Below are 18764 nucleotides of genomic sequence, written 5' to 3' on the forward strand. Positions count from 1 at the left end.
TGCACTTTGGCCCGCCTAAGCCGATTTGCAACGCGTAAATCCTTGAATCTCGTCACCCCTTGAGACGCGACGAAAATTATCTTATCCACGACATGCGTCCGGCCGCGCCTTGCCTAGCACCGCTCAGGTGCTAAGTAACTTGCGGGGAGCGCTGAGGAGAGCTTGCATGACACGTGGCCCTGGACTGCGGAAGGCGCTTGTCGAAAAGTTCGACGACGAACTCAAATTCTTCAAGGGCTGGATCGACAAGCCGAAGGCGGTTGGTTCGATCGTGCCGACCAGTTCGGTCACCGCGCGCAAGATGGCCTCGATCGTCAATCCTAAATCCGGCCTGCCGGTGCTTGAGGTCGGTCCCGGTACCGGCGTAATCACCCGCGCTATCCTGGCCCAGGGCGTGCGGCCCGAAAACCTCTACGCGGTCGAGTATTCCGCGGATTTCGTTCGTCATCTGCGGCGGCTTTATCCCGGCGTCAACGTCATCGAGGGCGACGCCTTCAACCTCAACGCCACGCTTGGCGACAAGAGCGGGATGATCTTCGATTCCGTCGTTTCCGGCGTGCCGCTGCTCAACTTCCCGGTCGCCCAGCGCATTGCCTATATCGAAAGCCTGCTCGACCGCATCCCGGCCGGACGGCCGATCGTGCAGTTGACCTACGGCCCGATGTCGCCGATCCCGGCCGGCCGTGGCAATTATACGGTCAAGCATTTCGATTTCATCCTCCGCAACATCCCGCCGACCCAGCTGTGGATCTACCGCCGCGAAGCGCATTAATTTCTCGGCGCAGGGTTGTTCGCGGATCGCCAGTGCTCACCGCATACCTTGGCGATGGCGGGAACGTCCCTCGCTTCGTCATCCACGGGCGGAGCAAGGAGCGCAGCGACGCAGCGCAGACCCGAGGATCCATGCCGCGACTTCAAAGCGTCGCTACGATGAAGAGTTCTGCTCCGCTGCATTCCTCGGCCAAGGTCACGGCATGGATCCTCGGGGCTCCGCGACGGAGCTTCGCTCCTGCTCCGCCCGTGGATGACGAAGGTGGGGAGGCTTCGGCCAATCTCCAGCGTGCANCCGCGACGGAGCTTCGCTCCTGCTCCGCCCGTGGATGACGAAGGTGGGGAGGCTTCGGCCAATCTCCAGCGTGCAGACTCAAAGCCGGCTATCCAATCCTCTCCAACCGTCTCGGCAGACGATTCATGGCAACAGGCCCGTCCGGTGTGATCAGGAACTGGTCCTCGAGATTGAAGCTGGCGAGGCGGTCTATGTAGAGCGGGATTTCGAAGGCCAGCACCATGCCGGCTTCGATCACGACATCGCTGTCGGCCGCAATGAACGGCCATTGCTCTGAGAAGACGGACTGGCCGACGCCATGGCCGAAATGGCCGCGGCGGTAGGTACGCAGCCCTTGCCGCGCCAGGCTGTCGGTGGCGACGCGATGCACTTGGGCGAGCGTGGTTCCCGGAACAAGGGATGCCAGCCCGTCGTCAAAGGTCCGCTCGGCGATCGCGTGCAGTTCGGCCTGCTCGGCGGATGGCGGCCCGAAGGTGAAGTTGCGCGACATGTCGGAGGCGTAGCCGCCGACCGTGCAGACCATGTCGCACTTCAGCGGATCGCCCGGCATGGCTTTCGCATCGGTGCTTTTGAGCCGGGCGCCGAGCGTCACATATTCGGCTGTGGCGACCGGATGGGACAGGCCGGCCGCGGCCGTGGCGACGCCTTGCCGATAGAGGGCAATGAGATCGGCCTGACGCATGCCGGCCATGGCATCGACCTGCAGCCGCTCCAGCCCGGCCTCCGACAGGATGATGCCTTGCTGCAGCAGATCGATCTCGCGCGGCGACTTGACGGCCCGCAGCCTGTCGAGCACCGCCGAGCCGTCGACCATCGTGCAGCCCGGCAGCAGCGCCTGCATGGCAGCGAAATCAGCGGCGGGAACAAAATCGAGATCGACGCCGATCGTTGCGCGCTCGAGACCGAACCCGGTCAGGATCTGCTTCAGCTCATGGACGGAATTGGCCAACTCGAATGTAGCGGGCCGGGTAATGGCAGGCGTCCAGCCGGACGAGCCAAAGCCGGCCACTATGCGCCGCGCCAGCCCTTGCGCTGGCCTCGAGGCGTCAAACGTGGCGAATTCGATCCAGATCGGGTGGCTGCGGATGACGGCGTCGGGCAGAGCCAGTTGCAACTGTCCCGCATTGAAATCCGCCACCACCACGCCGATCGGCAGGCCTTGGCGGGCCGGGATGACGACGAAGCCGGCGCCGGCGCGCCGGAACAGTCCCGCCGGGCCGATCGAGGCGCCGGTCGCATAGTGGAAGGCCTCGGGTGCGCACAGCACCAGCGCCGCGATGCCCGCGCGCTTCATCAGTTGCGCCGCGCGCCTGCGATCGACAAAGCCTGTCATGATTTCCCCACTGTTCGAAGCGGCAACGAAGCACTCCGCGCATCGACAATCAAGCCGCTGACAGCAGCTACTTGATCGATTCCAGCTTGGCGACGGCGGCCGTGAAGCCAGCCAGCGACACCGGGATGGTGACCGGCTTGCGGGTGACCGATTCCATGCCGATGTTCAGATTGGTGCCGGACTTCATTGCCTTGATGAGATCCGCCGACAGCGGCGTGGCGGCATAAGCGCCGTTCTGGTCGCTGGTCTGGATGGCAATCGTCGTCTTCTGGCCCTGGTCGATCTGGAAGGAGGCGCCGGACGGCAGGAACAGGCCGTGTGGCAGGGCAAGCAGCATGGCGAGGCTGCCATTGCCGTTGTCGCGGCGCACGGTCACGGTCAGCACGCGCTGCCCGGTCTTGGCCTCGGTCAGGTTCTGCGAAACCTGGCACTGAAGCTCGCTGGTCGCCGAACCGCTGGAGCAGTTCACTGCCCATGGATTGGCATCGGCCGGTTTTGCATTGCTTTCAGCCGGCTTTGGCTGGGCCGGCTTGGCATCTTCGGCAAGGGCTGGGCCGGCGGCCAGACCAAGCCACAGGGCGGTCAGCCCCGCGGCCACGCCAAGTAAATTAGACTTCGCTAAAGTAGCTGTCATGTTATTTTGCCGGACGTCTTGCATGTTTCCTCACCGCGCCCGGTATTCTCCCGAGCACGGCTTGATACAACACCCGCGACTGTTTCGAAAGCTCGACCGGAGGCAAGAAAGCCGGCGAAATTACTGTGACCTTTCGGATACAGCGAACAATTTTACAGGGAGCTTTCAGAAATCGGAGCGCCCGAGACTCGCTATACAATAGAATTCGATTAAGGATTTACACGGGGCGCGTGTAGTCCCCGAAGGACTCGCCAGGGATGGGAACTACCGAGACTTCTCGGCAAGTTGGTGAGATAGCGGCGCGTGGGGAGGATTTCCACGCTCGCGCCGGCTATCGCCGTTCGCGAATCGCCAGGCATCTCTGGAAGACGACGGCGCTGACGACGCTGGCGCTCGGCCTTTCCGGTCCGGCGGCCCATGCCGATCCGAACGGCCTGTGGCAGCCGCAGATCCGCGCTATCATCGGCGCCGACAACAATGGCGGCAACGCCGCGCTCGAAGGTTTCATCCCGCTCAAGCAGACGGCCGAATCCGTGCTGTTCCTGGATGTCCGGGCCAAGCACGATTTCAAGGATGGTTTCGGCCAGGATGTCGGCCTCGGCATTCGCCGCATCGTCAACCCGGACCTGATGATCGGCGGCCACGCCTACCTCAACATCGAGAACTACAACTCCACCCAGTTCACCGCCGCCACGCTGGGCGCCGAGGCGATCACGCCTCATTTCGATGCGCATGTGAACGTCTATCTGCCGATCAAGGGCGATTCAACGGATCACTCGGCCAGCTCGACCCTGTCGATGGTCAGCAACCAGCTGATCGAGCAGATCTCGGTCATCGACCACCGCGACTACGCGGCGTGGGGCATCGAGGGCGAGATCGGTGCGCAGGTGCCGGTCGCCCTGCCCGACAAGCATTCGCTGCGGCTCGACATCGGCGGCTATCATTTCGAGGATCCGCATGGCGACGACGGCAGCGTCACCGGCGCCAAGGCCGGGTTCGAGTATACGATCGGCGATGTCTTCGGCAGCAACACGGAACTGGTCTTCGCCGGCGAGGTCCGCAACGACAATCGCGACGACACCCAGTTCGCCGGCAGTGTGCGGCTGAACATCCCGTTCAATCCTGGCAGCGGCTCGGACAATGCAGACGGGACCGATAGCGGGGCGGAGCCGGTCTATCCGGTCAGCGAAGGCCTTCGCAAGCGCGTCAACGAACGGGTGCGTGGCGACATCGGCGTCCGCGTCCAGTCGCAGACGCTGACCGGCGGCACGACCACGCGCATCGCCATCAACGCCGCCACCAGTGCCGCCTTCGGCAAGTTCTATTTCGCCGACGGCGGCCTCGCCGGCGCCGGCACGCTGGCCGACCCGACGACGCTGGACGACGCCGTGACCAAGTCGGGTGCGAACGGCTTTGTCGTCGCGCTTGGCGGCAACGGCAATCTGACGACCGGCGGCGTGACGCTCGCCAATGGCCAGACCGTCATCGGCGGCGGCGAAAGCGTCACCGCCAGGCTGTTCGGTGGCGGCACCAGCACCTTCAACCTGGGCGGCAGCGACGGCACGATCCAGGGCACCAACGTCGTCAACCCCGTCATCACGCTGGGCAACGGCAACACGCTCAACGGCATCACCATCACGGGCGGCGCCAACGGCATTTTGGGCAACAACATCACCGGCGCGACGCTGACCAATGTGACGGTCACCGGTGCGGGCGGCAACGGCGCCGACTTCACGGGCAGCTCGACCGGCATCACCGGCTCCAACTTCACCGCCACCGGCAACGGCCTCGACGGTCTGCACATCGACGGCGACGGCACCTACAATTTCACCGGCACGACGCTGCTGCAGGGCAATCTCGACGACGGTCTCGATATCACCGGCAAGGGCACCTACACCTTCGCCACCGTCAATGCGCAGGACAATACCGACCGCGGCATCACCGTGCAGGGCACCTCGACCGGCGGGACGTTCACCACCACCGGCGGCACAATATCGGGCAATGGCGGCACCGCCGTCTTCATCGATCCGATCACCGCTCATGTGGTGCTGGACTCGATCAGCCAGAGCGGCGGCACGTCGGGTGTCGTGCTCGAGAATGTCGCGGGCAGCTTCACGGTCAACGGTGCGACGACGATCTCCAACACGACCGGACCAGCGATCGCCATTTCGGATTCGCCGGCGACGATCCGCTTCGGCGACATCAGCATCACCAACCCCGGCGCCGACGGCATCTCGTTTGCCGGCGTCAATGCGGCGGTGGTCGCCGGCAACATCGTCATCTCCGGACTGGGTGTCGGCACCGGCCTCGACTTCTCCGGATCCAGGACCAATTTCACCGCGCAGTCGCTCAACATCACCGGCACCGGTGCTGCCGGCTCGATCGGCATCGACCTGACCTCACCGAGTGTTGGCGGGGCGGTCATCACCATCACCGTTGGCGGCGTCATCACCAATGTCGATACCGGCGTGCGGCTGGGCATAGCCGGCACGCCGGGGGCCACGGCCAACGCCGAATTTACCTTCGGCGGCGATTCCAGCTCCATCTCCGGCATCACCGCCTCGCTCGATGCGCGCGGGCTCAATGAGGGCAGCGGCCACTACGCCTTCGGCACGACACAGTTTACCGGCCCGCAACTTTACGATCTGCGCAACTACATCTTCGTCGCGGCCGGGGCTTCGGGCGGCGGCACGTCGATCACCGACCTCGCCTCGATCGATTATGCCGACAGCATTACCGCCAGCGACGCCATCATTGTGCTGGTCAACCGCGGCACAATCGACGACGCCACCGGCTTCTCGCTGAGCGACGGACAGGAACTGGCCTCGTTCGGCAACGGCCGCGAGTTCTCGCTCGGCGGGGTGCCGTTGAATGTCACCGGCACCAACGTCCATCACGACGAATCCATCTCGGATTCCGCGGGCGCGGCAACGCTGACCAGTTCCGGCGGCGGCGATGTCGTGACGCTGGGGAACGGCAACACGTTGCTCGATTTCAATATTTCCGGTGGCGCCGCCGCCGGCATACACGGCCTGGGCATCAATGGCCTGACCGTCCAAGGCGTGACGGTCAGCAATGTCGCTACCGGCCTCTTCCTCGATGGAGTGACCGGTACGGTCTCGGTCGACGACCTGACCGTCCAGACCGCATCTCAAACCGGCATCGCGCTTGTCGGTTCGAGCGCGACCGTCAATTTCACCGGCAACACCAAGATCACCAACGCCACCAGTGCCGCGCTGTCCACCAACAATTTCGACGGCATCGCCACCTTCGACGATCTCGACATCACCGGCGGCGGCGTAGGCATAGGCATCGTCGGCGGTTCCAGCGGAACCTTGACCTTCGGGGTCGGGAGTTCCATCGCCAACACGAGCAGCAACGCCTTCTCCATCAGCAACTCGACGCCCAACGTGACCTACAACGGCACCATCAACCAGACCGCTGCTACCAGCGCGGTGACGATCTCCGGCATGAGCGGCGGCAGCGCCACGTTCGGCGGAGCGATCACCGCTAGCACCGCCACCGCCTTCGCGATCAACCTGAGTGGCAACACCGGCGGCACAATCAAATTCACCGGCGGGCTGGATCTGACCACGACGATCGGCACCGGCTTCAGCGCCACCGGGGGCGGCACGATCACAGTCGCGGCCGCAGGCACGGAGCAGATCACCACCGGCACCGGCCACGCGATCTATCTCGACGGCGTCACCATCGGCACCGGCGGCATGGCGTTCGACAGCATCACGACAGGCGTCGTGGCAGCCACAGCGCTCAATTTCAATGCCGTCTCGGGCGGCCAGTTCCTGGGTGGCAATGTCACTATCGGTGGCACCGGTGCCGGCATCAACGGCGTTGCAATCAACGATTCGTCATCGACCTTCACCATCACCAATCTGGTGACGACCAATGTCGCGGGCACCGATGTCAGCCTGACCAACAACACGGGCTCGATCACGATCCTCGGTGGCACCATCACCAATTCGGGCGTTGGCGACGGTGTCGTCATTTCCGGTGGCAGCGCGACAATCGGTGTAGCAGCCAACATATTCAGCTCGGCAACCGCGCCAGGCACGGCGGTCAAGGTCGACGGCACCACCGGCGGCTCGGTGACCTTCAGCGGCAGCATCACCTCGACCGGCACCGGCAATCTTTTCGCGATCGGCTCGTCGCTGCCCCCGGTCGGCGGCGCGATCAGCTTCATCGGCTCGACGCTGTCTGCGACGGGCGGCGGTGGCGCCGTCGTCACCGGCCTTGCCGGCACCGCGACGCTGAACGTCACAGCTCCGCTGTCGATCACCGGCGCGACGGCTACTGGCCTGGCCGTCGCCAATGTCGCCAGCACCGCATCGGCGACCTTCGGGGCGGTGACCGTGTCGGGCGCCACGGGCAATGGCATCGACATCACCAACAATGCCGGCGCCGTCACCTTCGGCACCACCAGCGTGACGATGGGTTCGACCGTAGGTCCAGCCGGCATCAACTTCGCCCTGACCAATGCCGATGTCACATTTGGAACAACCAATGTGACGCTGGGCGCCGGCGCCAACCAGACCGGCATCGACTTCAGCGGTTCGTCAACGACAGCCGATTTCGGCGTGACGACGATCACCGGCACCGACGACCTGACCTCGCGCGGCATCGACCTGTCGTCGACCATCGGCAACAAGACCATCACCTTCCTGCAGGGCTCCAGCATCTCGAAGGTCGGCGTCGGCGTCGAACTGTCGTCCGGCGGCACAACGGCGACGTCGGCCAACGCCAATTTCACCTTTGGCGACGGCAATGCGGGCGACGGGCTGGAATCCTTCATCAGCGCGGCCAGTGGCGGCTACACGGTCAACACGATCGGGCTCGATCCGACGCTCGGCAATTATGATTTCGACGATGTCGCCTTCACCGGCAGCGCCAATCTGGCCAGCGCGGTCGGCGGGGTCGTCATGATTTCCCAGGACGGTGGCGTGATCGCTGCCGGCACCAACGGGCTCAGCGCCGCGGTGACCACGGTCACGGCCGCCCAGGCCGATGCCATGACCGGCACATTGACCTTCGCCTTTGTCGGCACGGTCGATCTGAGCGCCATGCCGTTCACGCTCGATTCGGGCCAGTCGATCGCCGGCTTCGGCAACGGCAGTTCGATCATCACCTCCGGCACCATCCAGCCGATCAATGTCCAGGGCAATCTCGGCGCCACCGGCGGCAACGTCACCGGCAATGAGGGCGTGGTCAAGAGCACGGGCGGCGATACGTTGCAGCTGCTCGGCAGCAATCAGGTGCGCGACACCGCATTCGACTTCACTGGCGGCAGCGGTTCGGTCTTCACCATCGACCAGAATGCTGCCGGCTTCAGCAATGTCGGCGGTATCGTCATCCAGGGCGTCACGGTCAGCAATGTCGCCACCGGCCAGACGGCGTTCAAGGTTGCCGGCCTCGACAGCAATTTGTCGATCACAGAAAACAACATCAACGTTGCCGGCACGCTGCTCGACGTCGATGGCGGCACCGGCAACATCACGGTCACGCGCGGCACCTTGCCCAACAGCGGACCGGCGGGCACGCTGACCGGCGGCGGCATCTCGATCGCCAACCGCACCGGCGGCACGGTCGATTTCGCCGACAAGGCGACGGTCAACGGCAGCGGCGTTTCGCTGACCGGCAATACGGGCTCTGTCATCACCTTCGCGGATCTGGATGTCTCCACGAACGGCGTGACAGCGTTCAGCGCCACCGGCGGCGGCACGGTCAATGTCGTGACCGGCACGATCAACGCCACCAACGCGCAGGCGGCGGCGCTCGACGGCATCACGGCCGGTATCAACTTCGCCTCGACAAGTGCCACATTCGCTTCCGGCAGCGGCGTCGACCTGCAGAACCTCAGCGGCACGGCAAGCTTCGGCACCGGTACGCTGACCAACACCGGTTCGGGCACGTCGTTCAATGTCGGCTCGGGGACCGCAGCCAGCGGCGGCAACGCGACGATTTCCTATGGCGGCACGATCGCCAGCAACGGCACGGGCGCCGCGGTGTCGATCCAGAGCATGACCGGCGGCTCGGTGACGCTGTCGGGCAATCTCACCGATACCAATGCGGCGGCCGGCGGCAACATCGTCGTTGCCGGCAACGACGCGGCCGCGATCACCTTCTCGGGCACCAGCAAGGTGATCAGCTCGGGCGCGACGGACGGCGTGAGCTTGGGCATCATTGGCAATTACGCTTCAGCCGTCCCGGCACTCAATACCAACAGCACGATCGACTTCACCAATGGTGGCCTTGCTATAACGACAATGACCGGGGCGGGCTTCGTCGCAATTGGCGATTTAGGCCCGGCTGGCGCAACCTCCACCATCATTACCGTCACCGGCGCCGGCAACGAGATCAATGCCGGCAGCGACGGACTTGTGGTGTATGGTGCCAATGTCGGCAGCGCCGGCATTACCTTCGACAGCATCTCGGCGGACTCCACGATCCCTGCTCTTCCCGGCGACCCCGGCGGTGCCGGCGTGACGCTGTTGGGCGCCAATCTCGTCGGGGATGTCAACATCGGCGGCCTGAGGGATACTGGATACACCGGCGCCTGGCTGTACGCCCTGAGTGGCACCGGGGAGGTCAACTTCACCGGCACGATCGATCTCGACGTCCAATATGCCGGGTTCGATATCGGCGGTCCCGAGGTTGGCACCGTCAACATCGCCAATGTCGCCGGATCCACCCTGACCATCGATGGCGGCCAGTTCGGCATCATACAGAGCTCGCAGGGCGGGACCGTCAACGTCGGCGTCAACGGCAGCGCCAGCATCACGAACACCACCGTCTCGGCTATCAGCCTCGGCGGCGGCAATGACCTGGCCTTCACCACGCTGACCTACAAAGGTTCGATCACGGTCGGTGCGGGATCGGTGATAAGCGCCAGCGGCGATGCGACCCGTCTGAACATGAGCGGTTCCGTCGTTTCCACCACGTCATCGACGGCCTTCGACTTCTTTGGCCATGCCGAAGGCATATACGATATTTCGAGCACCATCGATCACAGCGGTGGCGAGGGTGTCGCCATCGGCGGCTCGGCCAACGGCACGGTCACCTTCTCTGGTACGTCGAAGATATTCAACACCGGCGCCAACGATGCCATCGTCAAGGCACCGTCGTACGTGATGGACCCGCAGACCAGGGGCACGCTCAACTTCACCAATGGCGGCCTCGTCATCACCACCAGCAGCGGCGCCGGCTTCACCGCCAGCACCTTTGGCCCCGGCACGATCAGCGTCACCGGCGACGGCAACACCATCACCACCGGCACGGGCACGGCGCTGAAGCTTGGCGACGCGACGGCGGTCGTCGCCGGGGCGAAAGGCGCGACGGTCGGCGCCGGTGGTATCAAGTTCGATACGATTTCGGTCAATGGCGCGGCGACCGGCATATCGCTCAACAATGTCAGCGGCGGCACCCTCAATCTCGGCGCGGTCGACCTGCAGGGCGTCACCACGACCGGCGTCCAGGTCTCTGGCACGCTCGGCTCGACGCTGAATTTCGCCAGCCTGACCATCGGGCTCAATGCCGCCAATGCGGTCGGCCTCGACCTCAACGGCGCGGCGCTCGGCGCGAGCAACATCACCGCGGACGATTTTGATGTAGACGGCGGCGGCTTCGCCGGCACGATCGGAATCGACATGGCCGGCACCACCGGCACGGGCACGATCCAGCTCGGCGACACCGTCAACAACAATCCGGCCGGCCAGAAATCGACTATCGCCAATGTCGGCTATGGCGTGCAGTTCTCCAGCGCCACCAACGCCAGGCTGGTGTTCGGCGACGGCGCCGGCCCGGCCGAGTCGTCGATCGCAACCACCGGCGGCCACGTCATCCACACCACCGATAGTTTGCCGACCAATGGCGACTACAATTTCAACGACGTCAATTTCACCGGCGACGTTTCCAACCTGTCATCGATCAGCGTCTACTACGTCACCGAAGGCGGCACCGGCGACGGCAGCCTCGCCAATCCGGGCAGTTACGCGGGCGCACAGGCTTCCACGGCCAACGTCGTGGTGCTGATCGACAAGAACGTCAACGGCGCCCAGGAAACCATCGACCTCAGCGGCACCACGTTCAACCTCGATGACGGGCAGGTGCTGCTCGCCTTCAAGAGCGGCGACGCGGCCGTCGATGTTTCGCAGCTCGGTGTCGACACCAGCAGCGGCGCCTCCGCCGCGTTCCACTTCACCACGGTGCAGAACTCGCCGATCATTTCGGCGCCGGGGGGCATCGACACGCTGCGGCCGGTCCTGCAGAGCAACAACGCCACGCAGGTCATCAACCTGGCGACATCAGGCAGCGGCATCTTCACGGGCGGCATCCAGAACCTGATCGTCAGCAATCTCGGTTCCGGTGCGGGCGTTGCCGCCAACGCCACCGGCGCCTCCAGTTTCTTCGTCAGGAACAACACCATCGCCGCCGGCGGCAACGCGCTCGATTTCTCCACCACGGGAGCTCCGGCCAATACGCTTCTGCTGTCGATTGACGGCAACACGCTGCAATCGACCGGCTCCGGCCTCGCAGCGTCCTTCGCCGGTCAGAACATCAATGCAACCGACAACTCAATTGCGATCAGGTCGTTTGCCGGCAACAAGGTGACCGGCGGCGCCGGCAGCGGCGGCATCGCCTTCAACAATGTCCGCTTCGATTCCGACGGCGCCGGCGGCACGGTCAGTGCCGGCACGCTCGGCATCGGTAACCCAGGCGCTCGCGTGCAGGGCAATGGCCTCAGTTTCACCAACACCAGCGGTACCCTTGATCTGGGCACGCTCAGCCTTGCCAACAATGGCGGCACCGGTGTCATCGCCAACACCAAAACCACCAATTTCACGCTGAACAACAGCGGTGGCGTGGTCACCACCAACAACGGCGCGGCATTCGATCTCGATCCGCTGACCGTCAACATGACGTTTGCCACCGTCAGCGCCCTAGGCGGCGCCAGCGGCATCATCTTCGACGGCGTCGCCGGGACCTTCACCGTCACCGGCGGGACAAGCATCACCAACACGACGGGCTTCGGCATCGATGCCATCAACACCAACACTGGCACCTTCAACTTCAACACGGTGACGGTGAACAATGTCACCGTCCCCAACACAGGCGGCGGCATCCGAGTCCAGACCGGCACGCTCAACGTCACCGGTCTCGCCAACATCGACACGACCAGCGGCGTTGGTCTCTCGCAGGCCGGCGGCACAACCAGCTTCACCAATGGCGTCACCATCGACACCACCGCCGGAACCGGCATTCTCGCCACCGGCGGCACGATGGGCATCACCGCTACGGCTGCCGCCCAGACGGTGAACGCAACCGGCGGCACAGCGATCAATCTCTCCGGTGTCGCCGCCACCATCGCGTTCGATTCGACCTCGTCGGCCGGCGGCGTCAACAATGTCAGCCTGACCAATGTCAGCGGAGCGCTCAATCTCGGCACCGGCGCGCTCAGCGGGGCGACGGGCGCGTCCTTCAATGTCGTCGGCGGCACGGCTGCCGTGAGCTATTCGGGCACGGTCAACAATTCGGGCGCATTCAGTCCGGCGCTGAATGTCCAGAGCCGGCTTGCCGGCGCCGGCCTCGTCGCACTGAGCGGCAATCTGACGGCCAGCGGGCTGGGCGTATCGCTGAACAACAATGCAGGCGGCACGGTGACGGTGTCCGGCGCCTCGAACAGCTTTACCGGTGGGGGCACCGGCATATCGATCACCGCCAATACCGGCGGCACCTACAACATCAGCGGCGCCAGCTACGCCATCGGCATGAGCGGCGGCGGGCTTGGCGTCGATCTTGCCGGCAACAGCGCCCCGGTGACGGTCAATTTCAACGGCGGCGGTCTGGCGATCGTGACCTCGGCAGGCGCCGGCTTCAATGCCACGGGCTCCGGCACGGTCAGCGTCACCGGCGTGGGCAACTCCATCGCCACGGGCACCGGTGTGGCGATGAACCTGAGCGGCGTCACCGTCGCGGCCACCGGCATGAATTTTTCCTCGACCAGCAACGGCGCCGGCGGCAACAGCGCCGTCGTCCTCACCAACGTCATCGGGTTGGGGACGATCAATCTCGGCACCGGCACGCTGGTCGGCGGCAGCGCGGCAACCATCGCTGTCAGCGGCGGCACCGCCAACCTCAACTATACCGGCAATGTCAGCCAGGCGAACAATGCCACCCTGGTCAGCGTCGCGGGCGGCCACAGCGGCACGCTCAACTTCGCTACCGGTACGCTGTCGGCGACGAACGGCACCGGCCTGCAGTTCGACAATGCGGACGGCATCTACAGTTTCGTCGGCACGACGACGCTGAATGGCGGCAATGCCAGCGTCGACATCCTCAACGGCTCGGGCGGCACGTTCAATTTCGGCACCGGCACCTCGATCATCAGCCCCAGCGGCACGGCGTTCAACGTCAATGGCGGCACCGCCACCGTCACCTATGCCGGCACGATCACGCAAGCCACCGCCGGCCAGCGCATGATCGTCGTCGCCGACACCGCCGGCGGTTCGGTGAATTTCACCACCGCCGTGGCGAACGGGCTCAACGACACCGGCGGCACCGGCATTGTGATCGACGGGGCGGCGGGCAGCGTCACCGTCAACAATGCCAGCCTGACGGGCACGGCCGGCATCACCATTCTCGGCGATTCGCTGAACAACGCGACCGGCACCTACACCTTCAACAATGTCGCCATCCAGACCGACGCGGGGGCTGCGAACAATGCCTTCGTCGTCGATGGCGACCAGGGCACGCCAGGCAATGACGACGTCAGCGCGGTCGTCAATCTGAACAATGTCGACATCACCAACCCTGGCGGCAATGTCGCCAACATCCGCGGCATGGCCGGCGGCTCGGTCAATTTCGACAGCGCCAGCACGATCACTCGCAGCGATGGCGGGCTGGGCATTGCCGTGCTCAGCAACGCCGGCGGCACGATCAACTTCGGCGGCGCGGTCAAGACGCTCTCGACCGGTGTTAATGCCGCCGTCATTCTGACCAGCAACCCCGGCGCGACCATCAGCTTCACCAATGGCGGGCTGATTATCAACACAACGAGCGGCGGCGGCTTCAGCGCCACGGGCGGCGGCACGGTGACGGTGCAGGGCACCGGCAACACGATCACCTCCGGCACAGGCACGGCGCTCAACGTCGTCAACACGACGATCGGTGCCAGCGGGCTGAATTTCCAGAGCATTTCGGCGAATGGCGGCACCAACGGCATCGTGCTCAACAATACGGGCTCGGCTGGATTGACCGTTACAGGCGTCGGCACCACCGCCGGCTCGGGCGGCACTATTCAGAACACAACCGGGCGCGGCGCCAGTTTCATCAGCGCGAGCAACATCACGTTGAAGAACATGAATTTCACCAATGCCGGCACCGACGATCTCGATGCCGACAATTCGGGGCTTTCGACCGGTGACAACCTCGCGACCAACGCGGCCATCCACCTTCAAAACGTCTCTACGGCGACGCTGGACCGGATCGCCATTTCGGGCGGCGCCGAGCAAGGCATCAACGGCAATACCGTTTCGAACTTCACACTCAGCAACAGCAGCATATCGAATGCCGGCAATGGCGCGGATGAAGACGGCATCCATTTCTACAACATGTCCGGCATCAGCGCGGTCACGAACACCACGATCATGGGCAGCGGCGACGACAACTTCCAGCTGCAGACCCAGTCCGGCACGCTCGCGCTGACGATTTCAGGCGGCAGCTCGACCGGCGCCGTGCTTGGCAGCGGGTATCTGTTCGGCATCCGTGGAACGTCGAACGCCACGATCAACTTCTCGGGTGCCAATTCGAGCAACAACTTCAGCGGTGGTATCGTCGCCGATGCGTTCGACAGTTCCACGATGAACCTGAACGTCATCAACAGCACGTCGAGCAGCAACAACGATCAGCTGTCCGTCAGCGCCGGGGACAACAGCGATGTGAGCCTCGTCGCCACCGGCAACACGCTGAGCAGTACGGCCACGGGCGACTTCGTCGTGGTGAGCCTACTCGGCTCGGCGTTCGACAACGGCTTCACTTTTGACGCTCGAATTGAAAACAACACCATCACGGTCGCAAACGGGCTGACAGCTGATGGCATATCGGTAATCAATGCCGGCGGCGGCGCCATGCGGGTCGGGATCAAAAACAACACCATCGATTATGCCGGCTCGCAACGCGCCATCCTTGTCCAGACCGGACAGGACGGCGCCGGCAGCATCCTGGCCCAGATAACCGGCAACGCGATTGACATCAAACTGGATGGCGCCGGAAATGCAGTCGCTGGCATTCTCGTTCAGTCGGGCATCACGTCGCCGACGGGAGATGGTTCATCCATCGATTTGAACATAGGCGGCGCCGGCGCTCTGGCCAACACCTTCACGCATTCGCTTGGCGGCACCATGGCGGCCGGCGACATCCGGGTACGTCAACGCAACAACGGGACGATCAACCTTAGTGGCTATGCCGGGGCCCCCACGGATCTGGCCGCCGCCATCGCCTATCTGAACAGCCGCAATACAGTTGTTTCTGCATCAACTGCGACGGCCGACTCGACCGGATTTGCCGGGCTCGCCACGCCGCCGTTCCCGTGATGACGACGCTGATGAGGTAGAAAGGCCACCACTCGGCCGGTTCAGTGCCGTGATCTTGGTGCGATGATCTACAGCCTTGGATGTGTACTGTCTTCCTGCGCCTCTCGTTATTTAAATACTGTCTATTATTTTATAAAGTCCTATTTTGTTAGAGAGCCAAGTAGACTTTTGTGTCATTCCGTGTATTCTACTGAGATCTAATGAGGGCGCGAGACATGGCCGAGCCATTTCTATCGGAAATCAGGATTATGTCATTTGTCTTCCCGCCCAAGGGTTGGGCGCTCTGTAACGGGCAGCTTTTGCCAATCAACCAGAACCAGGCGCTATTTTCACTGCTTGGAACCACTTTCGGCGGTGACGGCCAGGTCAATTTCGCACTGCCCGATTATCGGGGACGTATCCCAATCCACGTCGGAAGCAGTCACACACTTGGCGAGCGCGGTGGCGAGCAAAACCACACGCTGTCGATTTCCGAAATGCCGACACACGTTCATTTTGCGCAGGCCAGCACAAACACCGGTAGTAGCCAAGATGGTGTTGGGAACGTTTTGGGGGTGGTTCCGGGGCGGCTGTATAGCGACTTCGCGAACGTGACGACGCTGAGCCCGAGCACAATTGCCAGTATTGGCGGCAGTCAGGCGCATCTCAACATGCAGCCGTTCCTGACGCTGAGCTTCTGCATCGCCCTGCAGGGCATTTTTCCTTCGCCAAATTAAGGAGGCGCGACCATGGCACAGCCTTACGTTGGCGAGATACGCATGTTTGCCGGCAACTTCGCGCCGGCCGGCTGGATGTTCTGCGAGGGACAATTGCTGCCGATCTCGGAGAACGAGACACTTTTCCAGCTGATTGGCACAACCTATGGCGGCGATGGCGAGAGCACCTTTGCGCTGCCCGACCTGCAAGGCCGTGTTCCGCTCCATCAGGGCAACGGCTTTATCCTCGCGGAGACGGGAGGCGTGGAGGAAGTCAATATGACAATTTCCCAGATTCCTTCACACAGCCATCCAATGGTCGCGTCCCTGAATATTGGTCAAGATACCAGTCCCAGCGGGAAGGTCGTTGCACAGATTGGCGGTGGCGCCTTGCCCTACATCCAGGACACGACCGATACCAACATGGCCCAGCAGGCTGTAACAGCCGTTGGCGGCAGCCAGCCGCACAACAATTTCCAGCCGTATCTTTGCATCAGCTTTATCATTTCACTTTTCGGCATCTTTCCGTCGCCCACCTGAGAGGACATCATGGCTGACCCGTTCGTCGCCGAAATCCGGATCTTTCCGTTCAATTTCGCGCCCAGGGGCTGGGCGTGGTGCGACGGGCAGTTGCTGCCGCTGTCGCAGAACACGGCGCTGTTTTCGCTGCTAGGCACCACTTATGGCGGCGACGGCAAGTCCAATTTCGCTTTGCCCGATCTGCAAGGCCGTGCGCCGATGTTCTGGGGTCAGGGGCCGGGCTTGTCCCTGCACGATCTTGGCGAGCCTGGCGGTACGGAAACGGTAACCCTGCTCGAATCGGAAATTCCTAACCACACTCACGCAATGCGCGACCATGACATTGATCTGGGCGAGCTCAATGCGCCGTCATCGACGCGAAGCCTGGCCAAATCCACCAACGCAACAATCTATACCCCGGCGGCCAACCTGACGCAGATGAGTCCTCAATCGCTCCCCCCCGCCGGCGGCGACCTGCCACACAACAATCTGCAGCCCTATCTGACGCTCTATTTCTGCATCGCACTGCAAGGCGTCTTCCCACCAAGAACCTGAATTCCGAGCCAACAGGGCAGGGACCAATACGATGGCCAAGAAAGCAGCATCAGAGTCGAAAGCCCCCGCCGCGAAGACGCCAGCGCCAAGGGCGGCTTCCAAGGCCAGGGATGGCGGGCGTCCGGTGCGCTCCGGTCCCGCGCCCGTCTACCAGCACAAGCCGGCCGGCACGTCGTTTTTCGAACTGTCGCGGCTGATGGTGGTGGGGATCGATTCCGCCAAGGGGCAGTTGATCCAGAAGGCGCAGCTTTCGCCGAACGGGCCATGGCCTTCGGCCTGGTCGTTCATCGCGCCCGGCGCCTGGGTGATCATGACGGCGGGCCTCACCAAGGACGGCCGTGTCGCCGTGGTCGCGCAGCCATCGGGAACCACCAATCTGTCCTTCATCACCGAAGACGCCAACCAGATCGGCCCGGTCGAGAAATGGACCGCGCCGATGGGCATCGGCACGCCGCCCGGCGCCACCTCCTATCAGAAGCTTTCGATGGCGCGCGATGCCGACGGCCGCATCGAGGTCTTCGTCACTGACAATCAGGGCCGCATCTGGTGGATCTACCAGAATCCGGACCAGATCGTGCAGGTGCAGAAAACCATCACGCCGCCGGGCACGACGACACCGATCGTCGTCACCGTCGACGTGCTGACGCCGCCGGCCAAACCGTGGAGCGACTGGATCCAGATCCCCGGCGGGCTGGTGACGGTTTCGGCGATACGCCAGGGCGACGGCCGCATCGCCCTGTTCGGCATCAATTCGAACCTGCATCTCTATCGCTGCCAGCAGGCGAAGGCGCAGGCCCTGAAGGCCGCCGACTGGACGGGTTGGGTGCAGATCGACACGACCCAGACAGGTGGCTTCATCGAGATGGCGCCGGTCGTCGGCCCGCTGGGCGCCACCAATCTGTTCGCCCTGACCCAGAACGGCCAGGTGCTGCACACGCGCCAGATGCCCGCCGGATCGGATACGTGGACGCAGTGGGCGACACCCGGCTACTCCAGGGCGCCCAACCTTGCGCTTGCCGCCGGCATCCAGGGCGACGGCGATATCGTGCTGGTCGCCGCCGACCAGCAGCACTTCCTCCAATTCAACGCGCAATGGGATGCCTATACCCAGAACTGGTCGGGATGGCGCGATTTCGGCGCATCCCTTCGCTCGACGCGCCTGACGCTCAACTACAATGCCGACGGCCGGCTCGCTTTGTTCAGCCTGGCGCTCATGCCGGACGGCACCAACGGCCTGTGGACGATCAACCAGATGGGCATCGACAGTTCCGAATGGGAGTATAACTGGACGTCGCTGACCGACAACAATCTCAAGCAGATCGTCGTCGTGCGCGACCTGACGCCGCCGGTCTGACGG

Annotated in this window: 8 protein-coding genes; 6 read left to right on the forward strand and 2 right to left on the reverse strand. The window is 63.6% G+C overall.

Annotation, left to right across the window (positions count from 1 at the left end):
• Nucleotides 1-166 precede the first annotated feature (166 nt).
• A complete protein-coding gene (pmtA, locus tag X735_RS153425; RefSeq protein WP_023810874.1) occupies nt 167-772 on the forward strand; it encodes a phospholipid N-methyltransferase PmtA in 606 nt (201 codons plus the stop codon).
• 382 nt (nt 773-1154) lie between these two features.
• On the opposite strand, the gene X735_RS153420 is transcribed toward pmtA, so the two are convergent.
• Nucleotides 1155-2399, reverse strand: coding sequence for a Xaa-Pro peptidase family protein (locus X735_RS153420; protein ID WP_023810875.1), 1245 nt, complete (start codon nt 2397-2399; stop codon nt 1155-1157).
• Between the two features lie 67 nt (nt 2400-2466).
• Entirely contained in the window at nt 2467-3033 is a 567-nt protein-coding gene (locus tag X735_RS153415; protein WP_245273202.1) for an invasion associated locus B family protein, read from the reverse strand.
• A gap of 257 nt (nt 3034-3290) precedes the next feature.
• On the opposite strand from X735_RS153415, the gene X735_RS0134120 reads away from it, so the two are divergent.
• The 5 genes from X735_RS0134120 to X735_RS153395 all read left to right on the forward strand — a co-directional run bounded on the left by X735_RS0134120 (nt 3291) and on the right by X735_RS153395 (nt 18761).
• Nucleotides 3291-15638 (forward strand): inverse autotransporter beta domain-containing protein, encoded by a 12348-nt coding sequence (locus X735_RS0134120; protein WP_023810877.1) that lies wholly within the window; start codon nt 3291-3293, stop codon nt 15636-15638.
• A 215-nt stretch (nt 15639-15853) separates the two neighbouring features.
• A complete protein-coding gene (locus X735_RS153410; RefSeq protein ID WP_023810878.1) occupies nt 15854-16354 on the forward strand; it encodes a tail fiber protein in 501 nt (166 codons plus the stop codon).
• 12 nt (nt 16355-16366) lie between these two features.
• Nucleotides 16367-16873, forward strand: a complete 507-nt coding sequence (locus tag X735_RS153405) for a tail fiber protein (protein WP_023810879.1) — start codon at nt 16367-16369, stop codon at nt 16871-16873.
• Nucleotides 16874-16882: 9 nt separating this feature from the next.
• Nucleotides 16883-17407: a tail fiber protein gene (locus X735_RS153400; RefSeq protein ID WP_023810880.1), complete on the forward strand. Its 525-nt coding sequence runs from the start codon at nt 16883-16885 to the stop codon at nt 17405-17407.
• A 31-nt stretch (nt 17408-17438) separates the two neighbouring features.
• The gene (locus X735_RS153395; RefSeq protein WP_023810881.1) at nt 17439-18761 is read left to right on the forward strand and encodes a hypothetical protein; all 1323 of its coding nucleotides are present in this window, start codon (nt 17439-17441) and stop codon (nt 18759-18761) included.
• Nucleotides 18762-18764 lie beyond the last annotated feature (3 nt).

Origin of the sequence: Mesorhizobium sp. L2C084A000 (assembly GCF_000502875.1) — a bacterium.
In the GTDB taxonomy this organism is placed as follows: Bacteria; Pseudomonadota; Alphaproteobacteria; order Rhizobiales; family Rhizobiaceae; genus Mesorhizobium.